The 24,156-nt window shown below is 44.0% G+C and carries 21 protein-coding genes; 6 read left to right on the plus strand and 15 right to left on the minus strand.

The window, feature by feature from the left end; genetic code table 11:
* Positions 1-88: 88 nt before the first annotated feature.
* The 4 genes from QNH28_RS01115 to QNH28_RS01130 form a co-directional block, all read right to left on the minus strand.
* The gene (locus tag QNH28_RS01115) at positions 89-1,429 is read right to left on the minus strand and encodes an FAD-dependent oxidoreductase (protein ID WP_283909806.1); all 1,341 of its coding nucleotides are present in this window, start codon (positions 1,427-1,429) and stop codon (positions 89-91) included.
* 171 nt (positions 1,430-1,600) lie between these two features.
* A complete protein-coding gene (locus QNH28_RS01120; protein WP_283909807.1) occupies positions 1,601-2,356 on the minus strand; it encodes an SDR family NAD(P)-dependent oxidoreductase in 756 nt (251 codons plus the stop codon).
* 136 nt (positions 2,357-2,492) lie between these two features.
* Positions 2,493-3,857 carry a sensor histidine kinase gene (locus tag QNH28_RS01125; RefSeq protein ID WP_283909808.1) on the minus strand — a complete coding sequence of 455 codons (1,365 nt, stop codon included), beginning with the start codon at positions 3,855-3,857 and terminating at the stop codon, positions 2,493-2,495.
* Positions 3,835-4,575, minus strand: coding sequence for a response regulator transcription factor (locus QNH28_RS01130; protein WP_283909809.1), 741 nt, complete (start codon positions 4,573-4,575; stop codon positions 3,835-3,837). Before QNH28_RS01130 ends, QNH28_RS01125 begins: the two co-directional genes overlap by 23 nt.
* Positions 4,576-4,733: 158 nt before the next feature.
* On the opposite strand from QNH28_RS01130, the gene QNH28_RS01135 reads away from it, so the two are divergent.
* A complete protein-coding gene (locus tag QNH28_RS01135) occupies positions 4,734-5,396 on the plus strand; it encodes a hypothetical protein (RefSeq protein WP_283909810.1) in 663 nt (220 codons plus the stop codon).
* Between the two features lie 105 nt (positions 5,397-5,501).
* On the opposite strand, the gene QNH28_RS01140 is transcribed toward QNH28_RS01135, so the two are convergent.
* Positions 5,502-6,440, minus strand: a complete 939-nt coding sequence (locus QNH28_RS01140; protein ID WP_283909811.1) for a DMT family transporter — start codon at positions 6,438-6,440, stop codon at positions 5,502-5,504.
* A 140-nt stretch (positions 6,441-6,580) separates the two neighbouring features.
* Here QNH28_RS01140 and QNH28_RS01145 point away from each other — a divergent pair, with 140 nt between their 5' ends.
* On the plus strand, positions 6,581-7,924 hold the full coding sequence (locus tag QNH28_RS01145; RefSeq protein WP_283912006.1) for an aminotransferase-like domain-containing protein: 1,344 nt from the start codon (positions 6,581-6,583) through the stop codon (positions 7,922-7,924).
* Positions 7,925-8,484: 560 nt separating this feature from the next.
* Here the strand turns inward: QNH28_RS01145 and QNH28_RS01150 are convergent.
* From QNH28_RS01150 to QNH28_RS01180, 7 genes are all read right to left on the minus strand, one after another.
* Entirely contained in the window at positions 8,485-9,582 is a 1,098-nt protein-coding gene (locus QNH28_RS01150; protein ID WP_283909812.1) for a polysaccharide deacetylase family protein, read from the minus strand.
* Between the two features lie 21 nt (positions 9,583-9,603).
* Entirely contained in the window at positions 9,604-10,908 is a 1,305-nt protein-coding gene (locus tag QNH28_RS01155) for a 6-phospho-beta-glucosidase (RefSeq protein ID WP_283909813.1), read from the minus strand.
* Complete coding sequence (locus tag QNH28_RS01160) at positions 10,898-11,911, minus strand: N-acetylglucosamine kinase (protein ID WP_283909814.1); 1,014 nt, start codon at positions 11,909-11,911, stop codon at positions 10,898-10,900. The genes QNH28_RS01155 and QNH28_RS01160 overlap by 11 nt, the downstream gene beginning before the upstream one ends.
* Before the next feature lie 31 nt (positions 11,912-11,942).
* The gene (locus QNH28_RS01165) at positions 11,943-12,932 is read right to left on the minus strand and encodes a LacI family DNA-binding transcriptional regulator (RefSeq protein ID WP_283909815.1); all 990 of its coding nucleotides are present in this window, start codon (positions 12,930-12,932) and stop codon (positions 11,943-11,945) included.
* Between the two features lie 133 nt (positions 12,933-13,065).
* A complete protein-coding gene (locus QNH28_RS01170; RefSeq protein ID WP_283909816.1) occupies positions 13,066-14,451 on the minus strand; it encodes an ABC transporter substrate-binding protein in 1,386 nt (461 codons plus the stop codon).
* 53 nt (positions 14,452-14,504) lie between these two features.
* Positions 14,505-15,383, minus strand: a complete 879-nt coding sequence (locus QNH28_RS01175; RefSeq protein ID WP_283909817.1) for a carbohydrate ABC transporter permease — start codon at positions 15,381-15,383, stop codon at positions 14,505-14,507.
* A complete protein-coding gene (locus QNH28_RS01180; protein WP_283909818.1) occupies positions 15,380-16,273 on the minus strand; it encodes a carbohydrate ABC transporter permease in 894 nt (297 codons plus the stop codon). Before QNH28_RS01180 ends, QNH28_RS01175 begins: the two co-directional genes overlap by 4 nt.
* 352 nt (positions 16,274-16,625) lie before the next feature.
* Between QNH28_RS01180 and QNH28_RS01185 the strand changes: the two genes are divergently transcribed.
* Entirely contained in the window at positions 16,626-17,423 is a 798-nt protein-coding gene (locus tag QNH28_RS01185; protein ID WP_283909819.1) for an ATP-grasp domain-containing protein, read from the plus strand.
* Here the strand turns inward: QNH28_RS01185 and QNH28_RS01190 are convergent.
* Genes QNH28_RS01190 through QNH28_RS01200 form a run of 3 tightly spaced genes read right to left on the minus strand, consistent with a single transcriptional unit; the run spans position 17,418 to position 20,546 of the window.
* Positions 17,418-18,767 carry a bifunctional folylpolyglutamate synthase/dihydrofolate synthase gene (locus tag QNH28_RS01190; protein WP_283909820.1) on the minus strand — a complete coding sequence of 450 codons (1,350 nt, stop codon included), beginning with the start codon at positions 18,765-18,767 and terminating at the stop codon, positions 17,418-17,420. The two genes, QNH28_RS01185 and QNH28_RS01190, sit on opposite strands and share 6 nt — an antisense overlap.
* 14 nt (positions 18,768-18,781) lie before the next feature.
* Positions 18,782-19,867, minus strand: a complete 1,086-nt coding sequence (locus tag QNH28_RS01195) for a hypothetical protein (RefSeq protein ID WP_283909821.1) — start codon at positions 19,865-19,867, stop codon at positions 18,782-18,784.
* Between the two features lie 28 nt (positions 19,868-19,895).
* Positions 19,896-20,546: a hypothetical protein gene (locus QNH28_RS01200; protein WP_283909822.1), complete on the minus strand. Its 651-nt coding sequence runs from the start codon at positions 20,544-20,546 to the stop codon at positions 19,896-19,898.
* A gap of 300 nt (positions 20,547-20,846) precedes the next feature.
* On the opposite strand from QNH28_RS01200, the gene QNH28_RS01205 reads away from it, so the two are divergent.
* From QNH28_RS01205 to QNH28_RS01215, 3 genes are all read left to right on the plus strand, one after another.
* Entirely contained in the window at positions 20,847-22,229 is a 1,383-nt protein-coding gene (locus tag QNH28_RS01205) for an ABC transporter substrate-binding protein (protein ID WP_283909823.1), read from the plus strand.
* A gap of 155 nt (positions 22,230-22,384) precedes the next feature.
* On the plus strand, positions 22,385-23,227 hold the full coding sequence (locus QNH28_RS01210) for a carbohydrate ABC transporter permease (RefSeq protein WP_060626540.1): 843 nt from the start codon (positions 22,385-22,387) through the stop codon (positions 23,225-23,227).
* Positions 23,227-24,060 carry a carbohydrate ABC transporter permease gene (locus QNH28_RS01215; RefSeq protein WP_042184128.1) on the plus strand — a complete coding sequence of 278 codons (834 nt, stop codon included), beginning with the start codon at positions 23,227-23,229 and terminating at the stop codon, positions 24,058-24,060. The genes QNH28_RS01210 and QNH28_RS01215 overlap by 1 nt, the downstream gene beginning before the upstream one ends.
* The last annotated feature ends 96 nt before the right edge of the window (positions 24,061-24,156 follow it).

The following is a 24,156-nucleotide window of genomic DNA, read 5'->3' on the forward strand; positions in this document are numbered from 1 at the left end:
ATTAGGGCATAAAGAAGGCTGTCGAGACTTTCTCGACAGCCTGAAGACACCCCGATGGGGTGTCTTTTTGTTTGCTCTGCATGTAATGTTATTCTTTGATCTGTGAGAACAAATCATTCAAAGCTTCACTCATTGTAGGGTGAGTAAAGATATGATCTCTCAAAAAGGTAAAATCTTGCCCTGTTTGTATAGCCATGCTTACGATATTAATCACTTCACTGGACTCCGCACAGAATAATGTAGCTCCGAGGATTTTATTGGTTTTTGCATCCACAATTGCTTTTAGGAAGCCCTCGGTTTCGTTAATTAAGCGGGCACGTGGAATAGCTGCAGCAGGCAACTTAGCGACTTTAATTTCAAGTCCTTGCTCGACGGCTTCCTCTTCACTTATTCCTACTCTGGATAGTGGGGGATCAATAAATACACAATATGGAACAGCGTCACGGTCATTTGCGGTATAGGAATGCTCGCCGAAAAGATCATTTCGTACAATTCTATAATCATCTAATGAGATGTAGGTAAACTGTAATCCGCCTTTGACATCTCCAAGGGCCCATATATGTGGAACAGTAGTTTTTAGGGAAGGGTCCACCTTAATAGCGCCCCGATCTGTCACTTTTACACCGGCTGCTTCTAAATTTAATCCCTCAATGTTTGGTTTTCTACCTGTAGCAACTAGAACGGCATCGACTTTCAACTCTTGAATAGCACCATCTATAGTGTAGGAGATGACTGTTCCATCATTAGCATCCTTCAGTCCTGTTACCTTTGCCTTCAGCTTGACCTCAATGTTCTTCTCGGTAAAGGATTGGAGGACGGCGTCCGCGACATCGCGGTCTTCTTTAGGAATGAATTTCGAGGAACCCTCCAGCACCGTAACCTGTGAGCCGAATTGACTGTAGATCGACGCGAATTCCAATCCAATATAACCACCACCAATGATAGCTAGTTTAGTTGGGAGCTCCTTAAGATCCATAATGGATGTGCTGGTATATACGAACTTACTATCTTGTATCCCATCAATCGTAGGAATGATTGTCTCAGCGCCCGTATTAATGAAGATTTTGTTCGCGGCTATGATCCTAGTCTCCCCGGCATCTTTTACTTGAACTTCGTGGTCGGATAAGAAGGAAGCTTCTCCATTGATGATTTCTATATTTTCGTTCTGATTTAGATTATCGAAATTTTTCTGGCGTAAAGTTGAAATGAGTTGATCCTTGTTATGAACCGCTTCTTTATAATTTTTGCCTTGATGGGCTTGATAAGCTAAGGATTTCGTTGGGATACAGGCGATGTTAATGCAAGTCCCACCGTACATTTCCTTAGAGCGTTCAATCACGGCTACTTTCCATTTTCGATTAGCTAGTTCTGTGGCAAGGGTCTTTCCGCCTTTACCGAAACCAATAATAATAGCGTCGAACTTGTTCATTGAAATACCTCCGAGTCACACAGGATGTTATAAATTATGCGTTAAATAGCATGTTACTTTAGTATTACCCTAATTCCGAAGGCCATTATACGAATGATAAAGAGATTTGAAGACAAAAAAGAGATCTCCTATAAAGGAAATCTCTTGATAATCCACATGATAGCGTATAAATTAACGTAATTTAATCGATCCGCCATCGACCATGATGGTTTGACCCGTAATATAGTCGGAGTCTTCGCTAGCCAAGAATACTGCAACACGGCCGATATCACTTTCCAGCTCGCCCAGTCTTCTCAAAGGAATCTTTGAAATCATACTTTGGTAGTACTCTGGGTTTGCTTCTGCCCATTGAATCATGCCAGGCGAATTAGCGATTGGAGAGATAATGTTTACATTGATACCAAATGGACCAAATTCATTAGCGGCTACGCGAGTAATTCCGCGGATGGCTTCTTTTGCAGCAGCATAGGAGCCTTGATTCACATCGCCATTGATCCCAGCGCCTGAAGAAAAGTTAATGATTTTTCCTTTAGTTTCTTTCAAATAAGGCAGTGCAGCTTGCATGAAATAGAAGGTAGGATAGAATCCAGTGTTAAAAGATAAATCCAAATCTTCTGGTGTCATTTCTTCGATCGAACTCATTCTAGATGCGTGTGCGTTGTTGACTAAAATATCAATTTTTCCAAACTTTTCAGCCACCTGCTGTGTAATGCCTGCCAGTTTATCGTGCTCCATTAGATTGGCTTGAATGAAGATCGATTCGGGTTGATAAGCTTGTAATTCCTTAATCGTTTGGTTACCAGCTTCTTCGTTGAGGTCGATAATAGCTACCTTGGCGCCTTCTTTAACAAATGCCATGGCCATTCCTTTACCGATACCGCCAGCTCCGCCTGTAATGATTGCAATTTTTCCTTCGAGTCTGTTCATGGTGTGTGGTCTCCTTTGGTGTAATTTATAGCAGATATATTTTAGTGAGTAACTTATATACTTATGGTAATTCTTATGATGAATTGTGTCAACGTTGTGAATAAACGAACTAGATGTTCGCTCGACCTAAGACTGTCTAGGTAGGAGAGAGTGTAGGGAATCCCATAGTGATCACTGCACCGCCATCTTTACGGTTCCCTGCTGTAATCAGACCTCCGGAGCGCTCGACGATCGCACGGGATATGGCTAGTCCTAATCCTGATTCACCATCTTTTCCTTTTACAAATCGGTGGAACAGGTATGGAAGCAGGTCTTCTGAAATGCCAGGACCATCATCGCTAACCGAGAGCAGAACCTGGTCATCTTTAACCGAGGCATGAATGTAGATATGCTGGTTGGCATAACGAGTTGCATTAGAAACTACATTAAGAAGTGCTTGCAACAGCTTATCTCTATCGGCCCGGACCGTAAGTGGCTCGCAATCATCGTAGGATACATGTAGGGTCAGCCCTTTTTTCATCAAAAGAGGGTTCATGCGTTCAATCGTTTCTACGACTAAATCGTCCAGTGAGATCTCGCTAGTTCTGAATATATCTTCTTCACTATCCAGCTTCGCAAGCAGGGTCATTTCCGTAACAAGCTTCTTCAGACGCCCACTCTCACTCATAATAATATCCAGACCTTTATCGATGCCCTCCCCCTCGAAGATACCATCCTTAATCCCTTCAGCATAACCAGAGATAGACATTAGTGGGGTCTTTAATTCGTGTGAGGCATTCTGAAAAAATTGCTTCTGCACGTGATTGAATCGATTCAATTCGCCAGCCATGTCATATACCGATTGCGCGACAGCGCCAATCTCTCCACCAGCTTTGATCAGCCTAACGTCTGAAAAGTGGCGTTCCTTTACCTTTTTCAGCTCTTGCTGCAGCTTCATTAGAGGTTGGATTAGCTTTTTCGTGATAAATAGTCCAAACAGGAGCATAAATGCGCCTGCTGCACCGAAAACGATTAGTAGTCTTTTGAACAGAGCTTGTTCAATGGTTGTTACTGCGCTCATAGGTGTAAGCAGAGTTAGCGTGCCTATTGGCGTAACATTCACTTCTGTTATATATCTTGCATCTGTTCCATTCCATATATTCTGGAGGTCAGAGGTTTGATCTGCGACAAACTGCGTATTGGAGTTTATCGAGATTGAACTCATATTCGATGTGGTGGACAATACTTTTCCTGTCTCATCGCTAAGAATGGCCTCGACGCTTGCCGTGCCTACAGAAGGCATGATCGCGGGCAGCGCATGGAGCTCAGTTTCGAAGTTTGCCTTGGATGCGGTTCCCTGAATCATAGTGGCTGACATGGCAGAACTAATGGTTCGTAATTCCGCCTTTTGTGTTCCGACAAAATGATTGAGCAGCACAAAGTGGATCACAACAGCGGTAATCGACAGGAGTAATACCAAGGCAATACTAAAGGCTAAATTAATCTGATGTGCTAGCTTCATCGATCTCCACGCCCCCCTCTATACGCATACGATAGCCATGTCCCCATACAGCTTCTATCGGCAGCAGGTCTAGCTTTTTCCGCATTCGTTTAATTAAATGGTCCACGGCACGGTCGCTCCCGAAATAGTCATCTCCCCAAACATAGGTTAACAGCTCATCTCTTGTAAATGCGCGGTTGGGAGAAGCTGCGAATACTTTTAGAAGGGTGAATTCTTTGCTGGTGAGTTCAATCTCATTCCCGTGCCAGAACACACGTCTTTCCTCCAATAATAACTGTAGATGGCTAACTTCAATATGCGTCGATGTGTGTGGGCTACTACTTGCGGGTTCCACTGGATTACTCATTTTATACCAGCGTTGTAACTGGCGCTTAATGCGAGCAACTAACTCCCGGGGGCTAAATGGCTTGACCAGATAATCATCGCTGCCTAGCTCCAATCCTAATATTTTATCCACTTCATTATCTCTTGCAGAGATCATAATAATCGGTACCTCGGCTTCATTGCGAATCCGCCGACAAAACTCGTACCCGTCCATGCCGGGCAGCATTACATCGAGCACCCACATATCCGGTGGATTTGTCTGCCATAAGGTCCATGCTTCCTCAGCGCTGCTAAGGCCGATCGTGCGATAATTTTCTTTTTGTAAATAAGCTTCTACAAGATTACGTATATGTTGATCATCGTCTACTACGGCAATGAGATAGTTGGTATTCATTTAGTTACCTCCAGATTATTCTTTTACAAGTATATCAATCCACAGATGGGTATAGGGGTCTGCCATCGTTTTTCCACAAATTAACCAATGTTATGCCACACCCATTTTGTAAGCTTGGACTTGTAAGATCATTCAAATCGACGAGGAGTGTTGTATTTATGAATCAACAGATGATATTTAAAAAGTTAGCGTTGTCCGCCCTACTGGTGTCCGCAGTTGCCGCACCCACTGCAGTGAACGCAGCTAGTGGAGCTAACGATCAAAGCGCGAAAGCCACAGCTGCAGCCGTGGTTACTCCAGCAAATAGTGGATCACTTTCTGCAAGCTTAATAAGCTTTGATTGGGCAGATCCCCTTGAACTGGCTAAAACATACGCGCCGAATACGCTAGAAGACTGGAAGAAGACTTTGGATCAATATTACAAGGCTGCTGGATTTAGTATAACCGCGGTTTCCGAGCTAGTACCTTCTGAGCAGGCGGAGGGAGTTCAATTATCGAAAGAAATTGTATCAGCTGAAGCTCTGCCCGTCAGTTACATTGAAGCGGGTCGCAACGTTGATATCCAATTACCTGAAGCTCAGAAGATGGAGAGTGTTGTTTCTACTTCAATTAAAGGTGTAGCGGCAATTGCGGCTGTAGAAGCGACTGGAGCTACGATTTCAGTTCAAGAACTTAGTGAGGCTGATAAAGCTTTCTTCAAAGCCCAAGAGGATCTGAATAGTGCGGCTAAAACCAAAGATTCCACTGTGATTAAGGAAGCTTTAACTAAACTGTTGGATCAATATAAAGAGAAGATTAAGGCGTTAGAAGCAACGAAGTAACAGGCTTAGTGCGCGGTTTCTTACAGAAAAGAGATATTGAAAAGGCAAAAAATAAAAAGACACCTCGAGGGGTGTCTTTTTGTGTTCTTGTATTATTGTTGTTCTCTAGTCCAACCCAATCTCTTTTTTTGCTTGAATCCTTGCTCTTTTTCGCCAATTCACTCCGATTACCCCAGCGATGATCATCACCGTACCGGTCCAATGATACCATTCCAGCTGTTCATTCAGCAGGAGTACACCACCAAGAATAGAGACAACCGTCGAAAGACTGCCGAAGATGCTCACGCGTGAAGCCTCCATTCGAGATAAAGCGTAGTTGGAGAGGAAAGAGGTCACGAGGGAAGAAAGCACACCGAGATAAATCATGGAGAATATGAATTTTGGCTCCTGAAAAGGTGTGAAATATTGATTCAAGGTTCCTGCCGAACCATGCTTAATGATCGACAATCCATTAAAAAATATGAATCCGAATAAAGTGATCATATAGGTAAGTTCCTTGGGGCTCCAGGTACGTGTTAGCTTCCGCGCCGCGACATTATAACCGGCAAGGGATAGCGCTGAGATTAGGATGAGTAAGACGCCCCACAGACTAGAGGAGGAAATACTCACACCCGGAATGGCAAAGATAAGAATGATGCCTGCAACCGAGATTAAGGTGGAGATCTTCTGGAAGCCGCTCGTGGTTTCCTTCAAGAACATTGCCGCCAAAATGATGGTGAAGATAGGCATGGTCGCCTGAATAATGCCCGCTACAGCAGATGTTGTATGCAGAAGCCCAAAGGCTTGAAGCGTAAAGTACAACGATGGGTATAGTAGAGCAAGTGGGATTACCACTGCTGCTTTGGATAGTCCAAACTTCACCCGCCCCCACCCAGGAAAAGTAAATACCGAAGCGGCCAGGAAAGATAACGTGAAGCGGTGGGCTAACGTATCGAATGGGTCCGAGACGGTTAAAGCCATTTTTACAAATATAAAAGAAAACCCGACAATAATAGCATTCAAGACAGCGGCTACTATCGCTTTTTGAGTAGAAGATGTATTCATCTATAAGACCTCCAAAGTGTTGCGCGCATTTAGGACCGGTCCTGTTATGCTCTTTATTCTAAGGCTAGAATAGCTGTGCTACAATGTAATTATTGTTCATCTGTACCGGTACAAAATAGACTTGGGGGAAGGTGAAGGCTATATATAAGTATTCGGAGTTAATCAACGATCTGGAATTACAAATCGCTGAAGACACATATCGTGAGGGCGACAAGTTACCCTCTATTCGAGAGCTAGCGCTACGTTATGACTGCAATAAGAGCACGGTTATTCGTGCACTCCAAGACCTTCAGGATAAACACCTAATCTACGCGGCTTCAAAGAGCGGATATTATGTCATGAAACGCAGTGGGGAGCGAAAAGAAGAGGGGGCGCACTGGATTGATTTTACGGCATCTGCACCGGACCCGGATATTTTTCCGTATCTGGATTTTCAACATTGTATTAATAAAGCGATCGATATGTACCGTAAGGATTTGTTTATCTATGGAACGCCGCAGGGGTTGCCGTCTCTGATCCGTGAAATGCAGCGACAATTGGCGTCTTATCAGGTATTTGCTGATCCGAAGCAGATATTTATTACCTCTGGTGTACAGCAGGCACTTGGACTCTTAACCCGTATTCCTTTTCCGAATGGCAGGGAGCGTGTGTTGATTGAACAGCCGAGTTACCCACTGTTTATGGAGTATTTGAAGACGTACGACATCGAGACAGAGGGGATACAGCGTTCGGATGACGGGGTGGATTTGAATGAATTAGAGCGGTTATTTAAGACGGGCGAGTTCAAATTCTTCTATACCGTACCACGGTTTCACAACCCGCTAGGCGTTTCCTATACCCGCAACCAGAAGAAGGCGATAGCCCAGCTTGCAGCTAAATACGATGTGTATATTGTTGAGGATGACTACATGGCAGATCTGGAGCAAGATACGAAGCAAGATCCGATTTATGCCTATGACAATACATCACATGTGATCTATTTAAAAAGCTTCTCCAAGATTATATTCCCGGGTCTGCGCGTTGGTGTGGCTGTACTTCCTGAGGCGCTCTGTGAGTCCTTTAACCGATTTAAAAGACTGATGGATATAGATAGCTCTATGCTATCTCAAGCTGCTCTGGAGTTGTATTTGAAAAGTGGGATGTTTGAGCGCCACCGTAAAAAGATGCGTTCCTGCTACGGAAAAAGATCAAGGCTCCTCCATGATTCGATTATGAGGGAAGCAAATGCAGCGTCTGAACAGCATTATTCCTATGTTCCTGCCAGTCAGTTAGGCGTGCATACGTATCTGAAATTAGAGGATAACCTTAGAGCAGAGCAGATGATCAAACGGCTGCAAAAAAAGTCCATTCGAGTGGAGATGGCGGATAGCGGATACCTGCCCTATTTTGCTAAAAAAGAGAGAATTCTAAAGCTCAACGTATCTAGTGTAAAAGAACCTGATATCTCCTCTGGCATTGAACAGGTGATTCGAGAAATTCGATGAAGTAGCAGGAATAGTGGGGGTAATCATTTAATACTCCTCTAAGTCATTACTCATATAATAGGACAATAGCTTTCGTGAGTAACGTTCAATGGCATAGATCTCTTCCGGTGCTTTGAAAGTGTGGAAGAGCGTCGTTGGATTAAATCATGCTTGTACTTATGAGACTGCTATAGGACACAGCTGACCTTATGCGCAGCTTTTTCCCGTATTTGGAGTACTATCGGACCCAAATGCAGCTATTAGCAAGAAAAACACCTAATATGAACCACTACCTATGGAATAGCGCCGCTGGAGTCCGAAACCCTGCCCCCAAAGGCTAAAAACGAGCGAATAACGTCATCTGGGTCCGTAAGAGGGCGTAAAGGCTCCGTAAAGGCTCCATGAATGACTGAGCTGGAAGTCGCGTTGGATAATGATAGAGGAACCGGAATCTGATTTTCCGCCATTGCTGAGAGAATAGCCATTACCTAGAACACAAAAGAGCGATCCGCCAATGATGGCGGATCGCTTTTTGTACCACAAGACGTACTATCTATTCAGTAGGTATGAATTATACCGTCTTATTGATCTTCTACTATCTCTGACTGCCAGCCTAGCTGTCTGCACATCTCGCTCATTTTGCGAATATTCAGCCTAGCCTCAATCCGGGTTAAGCCCAGTCTGATTGAAGTATCCGCGGCCCAGCGAAGTAAGTATACCAAGGTATCAGCCTGCGCTTCTTTAGCTGCATAGTCTAATAATACAAGGGTATTGTCTACGACACCGGCGCGTACATATCCCCAATAGCTGCCATCAAATTGTCGTATGGTAAACAACTCACGATCCTCTGTAACCTGAGCCTCTTCTAGCGGACTTTCCAGATGCTCCAGCCACTCCTTTTCAGAAGTGAAATGCAGTGTATATTGCGGAATGTTCCACTCGGTAGTCTGGGTCGCGAGGTCGGCCAGCTGCTTACTATTTTCTAAAGGCACCCATTTTTCCACGGGATGATCTAACTCCGCAGGAACGTCTACGACTATTTTCCAAGGTCTGTAGTTTACTTCTGCGCCAATGGATCCTAGGATCTCAGGTACGCCGACACTTTCCAAGCCTCTTTGCTTGGCGATCTGAATAAGTGTTCTCAGTGCATCCGGTGAACCCTTTGCAACATCATTACTATGCATGACTACAATGGTTCCATTCTCAAGCGTAGGTTCAACTCTGGCAACGATCTCTTCTGCAGAAATACCTGACCAATCTCCGCAATCAACGCCTTCAATATCCAGATAACCGCCCCATTCTATCAGCCAATCGAGATTCTCTTCCCGGTAGGAGCAGTATGGAAACCGCATGAAATTGGGAGAAGGAAGACCCGTTGCATCCTGATAGGCCAGCTCAGTCAGCTTCAGCTGCTCTAAGAATACCCCCTTTGGCACTTGGGCCATTCGCCGATGATGATACGTATGCGGAGCAAGCACATGACCCCGGGACAGGATTAATCTTGCCTTCTCTGGATACCGATCCATCCATTCCCCAGTGAAGAAGAAGGTGCCTACAGCATCTTCCTCCTCCAAAACATCAAGCCATAATTCAACGGGAAGCTGAGAAGGCCCATCATCAAATGTAAAGGCGCATAGTGCTTGGTTGATATCGCCTTTCCAAACTGCTTTAGATGACATATTGACGCCTCATTTCTATGGTTATTTGACAAAGAAGTTCGGTAAGAAGTCCTTATTGGCTTCCAGCATTTCATCCAGCATACGAACCGCCACATCTACAGATGGAACGAGTGGATGATGTACCATTGCCTGAAGAGCAAGCGCGCGATCACCGGTTACAGCGGCATCAATAGCTAGCTGCTCATAAGTTTTGACCGCATGAATGAGTCCTTTAGCCATCGTTGGAATCTTGGTCAGTGGTAGAGGCAGTGGGCCGTTCTTGGTGACAACACAGTTGACTTCGATGCTTGCGTCATCTGGCAGGAAGTCCAGTATGCCTCGGTTAGCAACATTGAGGGTCTGGATGTCGTTTGATCCGTTATGGAGCGATCTCATGAGATTAACTGCTGCTTCTGAATAGAAAGCACCACCGCGTTGCTCAAGTTGTTTTGGTTTCTCGCTCAGCTCTAAGTTGGCGTATAGCTCAAATAGCTCTTCTTCTACGCGTTTGACGACTTCAGCACGGTTGATGCCTTGCTTAAACGATTCCATCTGCTCTTCGAGCATGGCATCTGTCATATAGAAATATTTCAAATAGTAGGAAGGCACGGCGCGAAGCGATTGTAGGAATTCTGGATTCCACTCTCTAGCGGGTACATTCTTGGCACTGTAACCATCTGTGAGCATGTCATCCAGCTTATCTTCACCTTCAACATCGATTCGAGTAATCCAGTGCAAGTGATTCAGACCAACAAATTCGGCATAAACACGGTCAGCAGCTACGTTATACTTGGCAGATACTTGCTTGATCAGGCCGATAGGTGCATTACAGAGACCGATACTCTTTACTTTGGAGTATTTCAGAACAGCCTCAGTGACCATTCCTGCAGGGTTAGTGAAATTGAGCAGCCATGCGTTAGGAGCCAGCTCTTCAATATCACGGCACACATCTAGAATGACAGGGATCGTACGCAGTGCTTTCATCATTCCGCCAGGGCCCGTCGTTTCTTGACCAATAACACCATATTTAAGAGGAATCGATTCATCACGTGCGCGGGCATCAAGCATGCCGACACGCATCTGAGTACTGACAAAGTCCGCACCTTCGATAGCCTTCCGTCGGTCTGTAGTGAGATGAACCTCAATTGGAAGCCCGGATTTCTCAACCATACGCTTAGCGAGGTTTCCGACGATATTCAGTTTGCGTAGTCCAGGCTCAATGTCTACAAGCCATAGTTCACGAACAGGAAGCTCCTTGTAATGAAGAATAAATCCCTCTACCAATTCGGGTGTATACGAAGAACCCCCACCGATAACTGCGATCTTTAATCCTTGATTAGTTGCCAAGATCAATCACTCCTGTCTTATTTGTTTGTTTGATAGATTCATAATCTTGAAACTGCCGCATTCTATCATAGACTTCACTACTAAGGGTCAAACCGTCTTGATCCATCGCGGACCATACGGCCCCTACTACAGGCTCTGTAGCAAGGGTTACCACAGTTGCTTGTGGAGCCGCGGCTTGTACAGCCTTCTCAATAGGTCCGCGAATCCAGCCGCGATCCCCACGGGTTAGCAGACTTCCCGCCAAAACCACATCGAAGGTATCCTGCTCCATGCCAAGCTTGTGTATGACTGCAGCAGCCGACTTTCCTAACTCAACGCCTTGCCGATTTAGAATCTCTAAGGCTACGGCATCTCCCTCAGCTGCCGCTTCAAAGAGTAGGCGGGCAGCGTGTACGGGCACTTGTTTCCAGTGATCGAGGAAATCGTGAAACATTTGTCCAACTTCCTCATAACCTAGTAAATTGAGCAAAAGCCCGGTTAAGAGAGTAGGCTGCTCTCGTCCGTCCCAAGCTCTTATGACAGAGCGAAAGACTTCAATGTTGAGTGCGCCGCCCCCGCCGAAGTCACCGTACATGTAGTCGAAGCCGCCACATTGATAGTGCTCTCCATGCGTGTTTCTGCCTGCCGAATTGGTGCCCGTGCCGCAGATTAGTGCAACTCCATAAGGGCGAGTCGTCCCTGCGCGTAATCCGATCATAGTGTCACAGTTAATGGTGTAATTGATAAATCCGATTTCGCGTATCATTGGGTGGAGTATGGCATAATCGGCCTCGCGATCGGCACCGGCAAGCCCTAGATAGGCATGCTTGATGTCCTCCAATCGGAGCCCAGCTTCTGTCAGTGCTCCGAATGTGGCCTCTCGAATGCTGTTGGCTGCCTCCAGGGCGCCAGTCTGGTGGTTACCGTTACCACTCTTACCTTTACCGAGAACATTACCAAGTTCATCGCATAGCAGAGCATAGGTTTTGGTACCTCCACCATCGATCCCTAAGTAGTAAGTCAATGGTCTTCACTCCTAGTGTATGGTATTTAATCTACTTGGCTGCGGTAGATTCACGTACGATAAGCTCTGGATCAATCCGCATCCCGGCCCCGCGCTTCATCTTGCCAGAGATGCGTTTGAGCAGCATATCTACCGCTGCGAGCCCTATTTTGTCCGCAGGCTGACGTATCGTTGTCAGATGTGGATGAAGCTGTGAAGCAATATAATGATCGTCATAGCCGACCACCGCTACCTGTTCAGGGACTTGAATGCCCGCTTCCATCAAGGCATTGATGACCCCGAGGGCGATATTGTCATCGCCGGCGAAGACGGCGGTGGGCAGCTTTCCTTCTTTCAGCCAACGCTTGCAGGTATCGTAGCCCATCTCAATATCGAAATCCCCATGCACGACCTCAAATGGGGTTAGTCCTTGTTCCTGAAGCGCTTGTAGAAATCCGCTGCGCCGCTCCCGCGTACTCCGGAACATTTCCTGTCCGCAGAGATGAGCAATTGAAGTATGTCCTTGCTCTAGCAGATGACGCGTAGCTGAATATCCGCCCTTGAAGTTGTCGATTGTGATGGAATAGTTGTCATTCTCGGGCTGCTGATTATCTATTAGCACATAAGGGATACCCCGCCGTTTTAATTCCACAATATAATTATCCTCTTCCATCGGAGAGAGCAGAAACAAACCGTCTACACGATCCTCCTGAATTAAATAATGGCTGTCATCCGATTCGATGCCTGTTGAGATGGAGATGGCTAAAAAATAACCATGCATTGCTAAGACTTCATTCAGCTCTTTGACCACTGCGTCAAAAAAGGAATCCTGCAGGGTCGTGACAATAATCCCGATAATGCCCGTCTTACCGCTTGCCAGACTGCGTGCCGCTGCATTAGGGCGGTAATCCAGCTCTTTAATGGCCTCCAGCACCTTCTGGCGATTATTCTCACGTACGGATTCGGCCCCGTTTAAGACCCGGGATACGGTTACCACCGATAATCCTGATTTTTTGGCTACATCAAAAATACTCACTTTCATCTCTAGTTCTCCTCGCGGCAGATTTTCCGATCCTGTTTGCTACCTTCAGTATACAGGGTTGGCAGACTGTCCGCTAAACGTATGATTTCATGCAGGCATACCGTCCCTAAAGGGACGGCATAGCTGCCAAACATTAACGATGAATGATCTCCGTAACTTTTTTCTGAATCGTCGTCATCACCTCTTCCACCGTCTTATGTCCGGTTTCTACAGGCTGCAATTCATTAATGAACATGTCATTAATTTGCGAGTAGTTGGTGATCAAATGGTTGTAGGATTCGAAGCCATACTTCACAGCCCCCTCGTAGACATTTTTGATATCCTGTGGATCGATACCGTCAAAATGTTTATAGTAAGCTTCAGCAGCTTCTGTGTTGACTGGTGGATTACCGCCACTAAGCTCAATGGATTTCTCCTGTACTTCGGTTGTGATCAAGTATTTGATCCATTCAAAAGCTTCCTTCGGATGCTTGGAATCCTTCAAGATCAGCAGTGGATCGACGTAAAGTGTGCTGCGTACCTTATCGTTGCCTCCCCAAGGCACAGCGGCTACGCCGATTTTGAAGGGGAAGTCATTCGCACCTGCAAGGTTCCATGAGCCGCCGATAGACATGCCGATTTTGCCTGCAACAAACGGATCACCGTTCTGTCCCGCTACGCTTTTGCTCCACTCGGAGGAAGGAGAGACTTTATCTTTGAAGACGAGATCAAAGAGCTTGTTGTAGGCGGCAATCACTTCAGGCGAATCAAAATAAGTCTCGGAAGGCACGCCGCCATTAGTCCATGTATCTTCTGAATAAGGCTGCGCTCCAAAAAATAATGGCCGCATATCGCGTTCGGACCAGGTGAAGTCTACGCCATATTGTGTTTTGGCAATATCGTCGGAGACGAGAGTCATTTGTTTAGCCTGGTCGACCATCTTTTCAAACGTCCAGTTCTTATCTTCATAATCACTTGTTGGGTAAGTCAGGTTGGCAGCGTCAAACATGTCTTTGTTATAGAGCATCAAGGTGACATACATATTGACTGGGATACCATAAGTGTGATCCTTAACCTTATAGATGTTCATCAGATTCTCTGGAATGTTGTAATCCGCTGCCTTGAAACCATCCTCTTTTATTAGATCGGTCAAATCGAGCAGCATATCCTTGTTGTAGTATTCTGCGAAACCTCCATAACCCCAGTGACTTGTCACATCGGGTGATTTGCCACCGGCAATTAGCGTTTGCAGCTTGCTGTCGAACTGCTCATAAGGTGCCTTTTCCACTTTTACTTTAATGCTTGGATGCTGCTTCTCGAAATCAGGGATTAATTTCTCAACAAATGTCCGGTCTTCTGAATCTATTGTGTAATGGGTGATGGTTACCGTTTCTGCTTTGCCTCCTGAATTGGTCGAGCCACCGTTTCCTTCAGATAGCGCGTTACCCGCCGATTTGCCGCCACTACAGCCTGACAATGCCAGAACAACGAGCATGGTTGTTGCAAGGACAAGCGCACTACTTTTTCTGTTCTTGTTCATTAGCTAAACCCTCCATGATTTCAAGTTTATTTGGCCGCTCGGGTGGCGGATTATTACTTAATCCCTGTAAGTACAATCCCTTCGACGAACTGTTTCTGAGCTACAGCGAACAGTGTAACGATTGGAACCATAGCCAGAACCGAAGCGACCATCAGCAGATGCCAAGGTGGAATACGGAACCTCGATGAGGTGAGAGAAGCCATCCCGACGGGTAGTGTGAACTTCTCTGATGAGCTTAGATAAAGCACCGGTGTAAGCAGATCATTCCAATTGTAGATAAAAGCAAAAATAGCTACAGTTGCAAGGGCAGGTTTGGAGAGTGGGAGTGCTATAGTAGCCCACATCCGTATTTCGCCGCATCCATCAATGCGCCCGGCATCAAACAGCTCTTCAGGCAACGTGGAGAAGAATTGCCGCAGCAGGAAAATATTATAGGCTGAACCGAAGAAAGCAGGCACGATCAAGGGTAAAAAGGTGTCGATCCAGTTCATTTGCGAAAAGAGTACAAATTGCGGAATCATAATGGCCGGATAAGGCAACATCATAGTGCTCAGTAGCAGGATGAACCACAGCTGATTACCTTTGCCTCTGAAACGGGCGAAGCCATAGGCGACCAGCGCCGAAGAGATCAAGGTGCCTACAACGCTGAGACCGGCGATAATTAAACTGTTTTTGTAAAGCGTACCGAACTGCAGGGTATCAAATATTTCTGTGTAATTGCTCCACTGCCAGCTCTCTGGAAGAAAGGTGGGTGGGAACTTCAGCATCTCACGTTTGGACTTAAGTGAAGTGGAGACCATGAAGAACAAAGGAAGCAGCATCAGAAATGTTGTAACTACTAAAGTAATGAAACTGAAAATCTTAACAGGCTCCACTTTCCGGCGGCGTCTTGTTCCTTTAGTCTGGGGGCTTAGCGTTGGAAGAGTACTCATTTTCGTCCGCCTCCTTCGTAGTGAACATAACGGTTAGATAATTTCATGATTAGTGCGGTGCACAGCATAACTACGATGAGGAGCACCCATGCCAAGGCGGAGGAATAACCGGCACGATATTCTTTAAAAGCACTGGTGTAGAGATTATAGACATAGAACCAGGTAGAGTAATTCGGACCTCCTTGAGTCATGACAAACGCTTGGGTAAAGACTTGGAAGGAATCGATCAGTCCCATAATTAGTTGAAAGAGCAGCACGGGAGAGATCATCGGTAAGGTAATGTTCAAGAAAATTCTAAAGCGTCCAGCGCCGTCAAGATTAGCGGCTTCGATCAAGCTGGCTGGTACGCCTTGCAGTCCTGCGAGGAATAAAATCATTCCTGAGCCTGCTGTCCAAAAGGTCATGATGATTAAGGCGTATAGTGCGGTGTCGGGGTTCATCAGCCAAGCCGGTCCATGAATGCCGAACCAGGAAAGGATGTAATTGAAAAGCCCGATTTGTGGATTGAAGATCCAGTACCAGAGCAGGGACATGGCCACGCCGGATACCATACTTGGAAAATACATTGCCGTTCGGAAGAAGCCGCGCAGAGGAATGGTCTGGTGAAGCAATAGTGCAAATCCGAGACCAAGTACAAGCTGGATAGGTACACCGATGAAGGTATATCTCAGCGTGACAACCACCGATTTCCAAAATAGCTCATTGTGAAACATCTCTGTGTAGTTAGCGAGCCCGATGAACTTGGGTGGGTGAATAATGTCATAATCAGTAAAGCTGAAATAAAGCGATGACAAGATAGGATAAAGGGCGAATACAAGGAAGCCGATAATCCAAGGAGAAATGAACAGATACATGTAGAACGTCTGCCGCCTGTTCTCGCGATTGATCATGACACACCAACCTTTCAGTTTAAAAGTATAAGCGCTTTAACTTTTGGACATGCCAACACTACTTAATAGCAGTAATACTAGAAACTCAAGTATAAAAGTTAAACCGCTTTAACTTTTAGGTTCGCTTGTTAAGTATATCATAGAGGATGATTAGTAAATAATCAATACTTATTTTTATCTATAAAAGCGCTATCAGTCACTAAACATAACATAATATCTAAATTTTTATAATAAATACCCATTTAATAGGATTATTGTGTTAATTATAATGACATATAAATAATATTTTCGATTGATATTTCTCATGCTATGATTAGGCTTGGTTATATTTTGCTTGAAATGAGGAAACTGCATGACGACTAGACCCTACTTAACAATGCTCCAGCAATCCGTTACAGCTTCAGGGATTACCTTTGAGGAAATCACCTCCAATTTTGTATATAGAGCGACTGATGGAGTGAAATCATTTTTGATGGTAGACGCTGAAATTGGGCTGAACAACAGTGCATCTACGATCATTGCCATGAGTAAATCTCTAACTTATGATGTTTTGCATAAGGCGAATATCCCGGCGGTGGAACATATTTATTTACCTCATCCGGACTCCAAATTTAGCAATTTAGACCCTTACCCATTAGCTGAGCGTTCTTTTTATAAGTTCAATGAGCAGATAGTTGTGAAGCAGGATAACGGGGCGCAGGGGAATCATGTGTACAAGGTCAATGAGATCGGTGATCTGCAAGAGAAGCTGGAAGTATTATTTTCTTTGCAGCTTAATGGGGCGGTAGGTCCTTATTATGAAGCGGAAATTGAGTATAGAATCGTAACCTTTAATCATGAGGCGCGTGTGTTCCTTGGCAAAAAAAGAGTTCATTCCTGGAAGCACAATTTGATTAACGGGGCTGTTGCGATTGAGGTTAGCGATCAGGCCAAACGAGCGGCACTTGCGGCGCTTGCTTCCGAGACCTCTAAAGCGATGGGCCTTGATTTTTGCTCCGTGGATATTTTGGAGACAGATCAAGGCCTCAGGGTGATCGAAGTGAATCATAAGGTTATGCTAGATGAGTATTGTAAGCAGAATCCAAGCGAGGTGCCAGCCCTATCTGATCTTTATCAGGAAGTCATTCTCCAGCGCTTTGAGAAGCTATAAGCCGATATCGAGCAGCGATTGCCCGAATAATCTTTTGGCATTTCCGATAAAGGTTTGCGTGCCGACAATTACAATAATCTCGGAAGACGAGCCAGTTTGTATGTGCGTTAGAGCGTCCTCTAAATAGGGAAAATCGTAACTTTTTTCGATAAAACGCTTGGCAATATGGAGTGCATCTGTAGGAAAAGAAAGATGACTGATATCAGGTCTTGTGACGATTAATTGATCTGAGACCGTACTCATCACTTCGATAACCCCTGGGTAATCTTTATCTTTAGGGACAGCGATAATTGAAGTTACAGCTCGGCTGCGGTCAGGATTCACTAGTTGAATAAGCTCAGCCAAGTAGCTTGCAGATTCTTTATGGATAGCTCCGTCAATAATCGTTAATGGATCATGGCAGATGACTTCACAGCGACCTGGCCATTGCAGTTTTGCAAAACAATTGACTACGAGCTCCCTATTCAAGGGACCGCCTGTAATATCCTCACATAGTGCGACTGCGGTGGCTGCATTTAGAGCTTGAAATTGTCCCAATAACGGAATCGTTAAGGACGGGTAAATCGTTTGATTTGTCTGAACATCAAAAGTAGTGCCAACGGGTGTTATTGTAATAGAGTCCGCCCAGAACTGCTCCTCATAATACTGCACAGAATTGGAAGTGAGGTTCGCTTTTATAGTCGTAAGTACGCTCGATTTCTGTGTGCTGATATAGACGTTAGTAGCCTTGTTTTTGACGATGCCCAGTTTATGTAGTGTAATGCTGTTCAGGTCAGGTCCTAAATTAGCTACATGTTCTTCCATAATCGGAGTAATGACAGCCCAATCATTCTTCAGGACATTCGTGTCATCAAACCTTCCGCCTCTTCCACATTCAATCACATTGAAATCGGTATGATTCTCCTTGAAGTACAACGTCGCAATAGCCAGACCTATCCCAACAGGACCCTGGTACTCATCGGCGGCAAGCTGATCTTCAATCGTTTGAAATCCCTCGCGAACTACATTTCCTAATCGTACAAAATCGTCTGTGGATATGGCACGCCCATCAATCCGTATTCTTTCGTTGAAATCCACCAGATGAGGGGAGGTGAACAAGCCTACTTTATATCCTAGGTGACTTAACAAAGAGGAAATAAATCTAGAGGTGGAGCCTTTACCTTTACTACCTGTGACTAGTATGTATTGTTGCTCTCGATCTGGACTTCCGACTAGATCCAGCAATGCTCTGGTTAATTCCGGTCTTCTAACTTGTTCATCCAAAGTTTCTGTGATGTTATTGATGGCTCTTAGATAAGAGCTGTAGATCATATCTTCTACCTGGGATTGTGAAGTGAATTCCACGATCATCGCTCCATTTAGTTAATTTTTGCTCGTTCTTCAGATAGCGTCGTATAGATGATTATCGGAAGTAGTACCAGAGAAATAGCAACGGTCAAAGCGATACTCCAGTTCAAATCCTTATATAGCTGTATTACGGTGAACAATAAAGCGATAACGGGTAAGACCAGCTTGTTTAAGTGCTTTAGGAATAAGGAGTACATACTTCTTTTTACGGTAACCGATGTGCCAATGCCCGGGAGTTCTAGCTTGTTACGCGATAAGGCGGTGATCCCGATAAATAAGTGGCTGTCGATAAATTTAAGCTGCTCATTCTCCTCATTTAGCTTGATCAACTGGGCAATATGCTCAGTGTCTATATCTAAGATGGGGACGGTGATTTCTTTGTTGTTATAGGTGATGACGATTTTGTCGGTCTCTTCCATGCCCAGCAGTTTTCTAACATTGGGATGAATTCGGCATAGATTCTGGTGTTCGTCAAAAGGGTAAGGATGTCCCACTCTAAGGGTAAGTTCTCTTTTGCCGATAAAAAGGTTTCCTAATGCGCTTAACGGCCGTTTGATCAGAGAATTTATAAGTTTATGTATGCTTGGCTTGGGCTGGGGAAGCGTCCTAGCGCGAGTGATGATTAATGGGTCCTGCTCCACCGAATGGGTTTCAAGCAATAACATGATATATCTGTTGAAATACAGTGTATTCGGCTTGGCTGTGTCATCTTCTTTTAGAGTTAAGTTTACCCGAAAGCCATTCTTAGGATTGATCAGCTCAACATGGTTCGAATATTTATGGACGAGCGTTGGGCATGCTTTGACATAAGGTTTGGCAATCTCGTCCACTTTAGGAATTCCCCGAAGGATCGTGTTGTACTCAGGTTTAGTGATGGTTAGTCCTGTTAGGGGGCAGTCGCCCAGCTTGTCCTTTGCTCTTTTTGATAGTTGAATACTCCCTCTGGGGATATCACTTTTAGATAAAAGTAAACAGCTAACCTGAGCGCCATTCTCTGCGTTAAGCTCGACAAAGATATGGTGGACTAAGCCTAATTCGACCAGCTCATCGGGGTTCATCGTGATCTCTTCCCGAGCGGTATAGCTTTGTATGTCCAATAAGATGAAGGTCTGCTCGATATTTATGTTAGGCGCCTCCCAATTGATTGATAATTTGTTCGAGGGAATGAATGGTTTTTTGGAATAAATCAAAGGACTTCGGGTTACGATAATTTCGATTAATTTCAACCTGAATAGCTTGAACTAACAACTCTTTAGCGGAATACGATGTGATCGTTCCGGGATGAGATGCGGAAAATGTATGGTTTTGCTGAACATTGGTAATACCATTATTGAAAAAAATACGTACGACTTCATTTATATTATTTTCTCGTATGGATGTTCCGTGTAATGTGCCTAAATCAATATCGAATTCTCTATCCTTAGATGCACCATGCAAGTCTATAACAAAGTTAAGTTGATGTTCTTTGACAATTGTTCCAAGTGCAGCTTTATATTCTCCGCCAAGGATGTAATTAGGGTCTTCTTTGGAGAAGCTATTGGAATAGATACAATGGCAATTGGTGAGCTTTTGTAACAGCAGCGCAAGAGAGCCTGTATACATGTCCGCAGGTTTTACTGCATGTTCTCTATAGTGGTTAATAGCATGTGGAGCAGACACAAGTACAGGAACAGTACCTTCTACGATGGAATAGGAGGGCTCTACCCCGATATCGCCAAAATAATTATTATTAGAGAATTGTAACTCATACTTTTCGATCCGAGATAAGATATGCAATCACCTATTCATAGTTATTTTTATAAATATAAGAAAGTATAAGTTTCACGCTAGCTTAAACGCTCACCTCTATTATAACGTTTGGAAATTTGCAATGGCGAGTTTCTGCAATAAAATGGTTATTGAAATGTTCCAATCGGTGTGCTAATATTTCAATTGAAAACGTTACCGATAAGGATACCGGAAAAAAGCGGGGGATTATTTAAGTGATATGAAAACGCTGACATTATTCTCGGTGAGCAAGCTCGGAGACGTCTTTAAGAGAAGTAATTTAATAAAAAAGTACGAGGGGGAAGAAAAATGAAGAACATTAAAAAATATCTAGGGCTCATGTTGGTAATGTCTATGGTTGTAGTCTTGGCAGCAGGGTGCGGGAATAAAGAGAACAATACTGCAACCAATGGCGGAAACGCTTCATCTGGTAAAAATGGATCGGTTTACTTTTTAAATTTCAAGCCTGAAATTGCAGAAACTTATGAAAAAATCGCCAAGGATTATGAAGCGGAGACAGGCGTTAAAGTAAAAGTCGTAACGGCTGCTGCAGGTACTTATGAAACCAAATTGAAATCCGAGATTTCTAAGTCCCAAGCCCCTACAATTTTCCAAATCAACGGACCTGTTGGTTTCCAAGCATGGAAAGATTACACCTTGGATTTGAAAGATACTAAGTTGTACAGCTACCTGTCCGACAAAAGCTTGGCTGTAACTGAAGGCGAAGGTGTATATGGTATTCCTTACGTAGTTGAAGGCTACGGTATCATCTACAACGATGCAATCATGAAGAAATACTTTGCCTTGGCTGATAAAGCTGTTTCCATCTCTTCCACAACTGAAATCAATAACTTCGAGACTTTGAAAGCAGTAGTAGAAGATATGACCGCTAAAAAAGATCAACTGGGCATTAAAGGTGTATTTGCTTCCACTTCCCTTGCTGCTGGTGAGCAATGGAGATGGCAGACTCACTTGGCTAACTTGCCGCTGTACTATGAATTTAAAGACAACACTGAGTTTGATAACACGGTGCTTGCCGGTCTAGCTTCTAAAGAAGTTCAATTCAAATATAACGATAAATTCAAAAATATCTTCGATCTTTACATCAAGAACTCTGTGACTAAAGAAGCGCTTCTAGGTAGTAAATCTGTAGCTGATTCCATGGCTGAGTTCGCACTGGGTAATGCAGCTATGGTCCAAAACGGTAACTGGGCTTGGTCACAAATCAATGATGTAGATGGTAACGTAGTTAAAGCTGAAGACATCAAATTCTTGCCGATTTATACAGGTATGGAAGGCGAAGAAAAACAAGGTCTGGCTGTAGGTACAGAAAACTATTTCGCAATCAACAGCAAAGCCTCTGCTGAGAACCAACAAGCTTCTATCGCTTTCTTGGAATGGTTGTTCTCCAGTGAAAAAGGTAAAGCCTATGTAACTAACGATCTAGGGTTCATCGCTCCATTCAACACGTTTGAAGAAAGCGAAAAACCAGCAGATCCACTAGCTAAAGAAGTATCCGCTTGGATGGAAAAAGATCTGACTTCCGTAGCTTGGACATTTGCGGCATTCCCAAGTGAAGAATTCAAAAACGTCTTTGGTGATGCGCTCTTGCAATACGCTCAAGGCAATAAAACTTGGGATGAAGTTGTAACGATCTTCAAGGACACTTGGAAGGCTGAAAAGGCAAAATAATAAATGCATGGAAAAATGATTGAATAACTCTCAGTTGTCATAAAGATACAAGCTTAGTGCCACTGGACTCCTTCGGAATTTCAGTGGCACTAAGCAACAATTCGAGTGAATTCATCGATTTCATCATTTTCCATACTGAGATAGGAGAAGACTCCATGGAAAAATCGATAAGAAAATATTTTGCTCTTTTTGCATTACCGACCATAATAGCCTTTGGGATCGCGTTTGTTGTACCCTTTCTGCTAGGTATATATTTATCCTTTACAGAGTTTACTACAGTCAATGATGCAACATGGATAGGGTTTGGCAATTACGCTAAAGCATTTTCAAATCAAGAATTTCTAAATGCACTAGGCTTTACGGTTAAATTTACAGTTCTATCTGTTCTTACGATTAATGTATTTGCCTTCATACTGGCGATGTTGTTAACTAGAAAGCTAAAAGGGACTAACGTATTTAGAACTATTTTTTTCATGCCTAACTTAATAGGCGGTATCGTATTAGGGTACATCTGGCAGTTGATCTTTAACGGAATCCTGTATAAATTTGGAGTTACTTTGACCTCTGACGCAACTTATGGATTTTGGGGATTAATCATCCTTATGAATTGGCAATTGATAGGTTACATGATGATTATCTATGTTGCAGGTATTCAAAATGTGCCTAAGGATATAGTAGAAGCCGCAAGAATTGATGGAGCTTCACGTTCTAAGATTTTACGTAATGTTACGATCCCACTCGTAATGCCGTCTATTACCATTTGTTTATTCTTAACGTTATCGAATTCATTCAAATTGTTTGACCAGAACTTAGCGTTAACCGCTGGTGCTCCTTCTAAGCAGACCTCGATGTTAGCACTGGATATCTACAATACCTTCTACGGAAAAACAGGATGGGAAGGTGTCGGTCAAGCGAAAGCCGTCGTATTCTTTGCACTGGTTGCCTTAATCGCCTTAGTACAACTTGTCATTACTAGAAGAAAGGAGGTTGAGAACTAATGCAACAGACTAGAGCAAAAGACTATTCCATTTTCACTATTTTGTTGGTCTTGGCCATTGCGTTCTTATCTCCGATCTTTATTGTTCTGATGAACTCCTTCAAAGGGAAGTTCTACATTAGTGATACACCGTTCTTATTTCCTAATGGAACAACTTTTGTTGGTTTGAAGAACTATACCAGCGGTATAGCGAAGATTGATTTCTTCAGTGCTTTCGGAATGTCCTTGTTTATCACGGTGTGTTCGGTTGCTGTAATCGTGTTATTCACTTCCATGACCGCATGGTATATTACTCGGGTGAAATCAAAATTTACGAACTTGATGTATTACGCATTTGTGTTCTCAATGATTGTACCTTTCCAGATGGTGATGTTCACAATGACTAAGACAGCCAATGTGCTGCATCTCGACAATCCGATTGGGATAATCTTGATCTATCTGGGATTTGGTTCAGGGCTATCGGTATTTATGTTTAGTGGATTTGTGAAGTCCATCCCACTGGAGGTTGAAGAGGCGGTTATGATTGATGGATGTAATCCACCGCAAGCCTTCTTCAAAGTGGTATTGCCCATCCTTAAGCCTATAGCTGTAACTGTGGCTATCCTTAATGTAATGTGGGTATGGAACGACTTCCTGTTGCCAGACCTGTTGATCGGTACTGAATATAAAACCATTCCTATTGCGATACAATACCTAAAAGGTGGCTACGGTTCGATTGATATGGGAGCGATGATGGCGATGCTAGTTCTAGCTATTGTACCAATCATCATTTTCTACCTCACCTGCCAAAAATACATTATTGAAGGTGTCGTTGCAGGAGCTGTGAAGGGTTAAATAGAATATGTATGTAAAAGCGAGTAGGGTGCTTTTCTTGTTGAGTCTTCTCTTCAAGAATCCCCTACTTTCTTATTTAACATGTAAAGGAAAGGT

The sequence above is a fragment of the Paenibacillus sp. G2S3 genome, assembly GCF_030123105.1.
Taxonomy (GTDB): Bacteria; Bacillota; Bacilli; order Paenibacillales; family Paenibacillaceae; genus Paenibacillus_AQ.

Bases quoted from the DNA above. Each gene is read 5' to 3' on its own strand.
- QNH28_RS01125 (WP_283909808.1), bottom strand. From the start codon at position 3,857: ATGAAGCTAGCACATCAGATTAATTTAGCCTTTAGTATTGCCTTGGTA.
- QNH28_RS01185 (WP_283909819.1), top strand. From the start codon at position 16,626: ATGACGACTAGACCCTACTTAACAATGCTCCAGCAATCCGTTACAGCT.
- QNH28_RS01180 (WP_283909818.1), bottom strand. From the start codon at position 16,273: ATGATCAATCGCGAGAACAGGCGGCAGACGTTCTACATGTATCTGTTC.
- QNH28_RS01210 (WP_060626540.1), top strand. From the start codon at position 22,385: ATGGAAAAATCGATAAGAAAATATTTTGCTCTTTTTGCATTACCGACC.
- QNH28_RS01140 (WP_283909811.1), bottom strand. From the start codon at position 6,440: ATGAATACATCTTCTACTCAAAAAGCGATAGTAGCCGCTGTCTTGAAT.
- QNH28_RS01130 (WP_283909809.1), bottom strand. From the start codon at position 4,575: ATGAATACCAACTATCTCATTGCCGTAGTAGACGATGATCAACATATA.
- QNH28_RS01215 (WP_042184128.1), top strand. From the start codon at position 23,227: ATGCAACAGACTAGAGCAAAAGACTATTCCATTTTCACTATTTTGTTG.
- QNH28_RS01120 (WP_283909807.1), bottom strand. From the start codon at position 2,356: ATGAACAGACTCGAAGGAAAAATTGCAATCATTACAGGCGGAGCTGGC.
- QNH28_RS01150 (WP_283909812.1), bottom strand. From the start codon at position 9,582: ATGTCATCTAAAGCAGTTTGGAAAGGCGATATCAACCAAGCACTATGC.
- QNH28_RS01135 (WP_283909810.1), top strand. From the start codon at position 4,734: ATGAATCAACAGATGATATTTAAAAAGTTAGCGTTGTCCGCCCTACTG.
- QNH28_RS01165 (WP_283909815.1), bottom strand. From the start codon at position 12,932: ATGAAAGTGAGTATTTTTGATGTAGCCAAAAAATCAGGATTATCGGTG.
- QNH28_RS01170 (WP_283909816.1), bottom strand. From the start codon at position 14,451: ATGAACAAGAACAGAAAAAGTAGTGCGCTTGTCCTTGCAACAACCATG.
- QNH28_RS01115 (WP_283909806.1), bottom strand. From the start codon at position 1,429: ATGAACAAGTTCGACGCTATTATTATTGGTTTCGGTAAAGGCGGAAAG.
- QNH28_RS01205 (WP_283909823.1), top strand. From the start codon at position 20,847: ATGAAGAACATTAAAAAATATCTAGGGCTCATGTTGGTAATGTCTATG.
- QNH28_RS01175 (WP_283909817.1), bottom strand. From the start codon at position 15,383: ATGAGTACTCTTCCAACGCTAAGCCCCCAGACTAAAGGAACAAGACGC.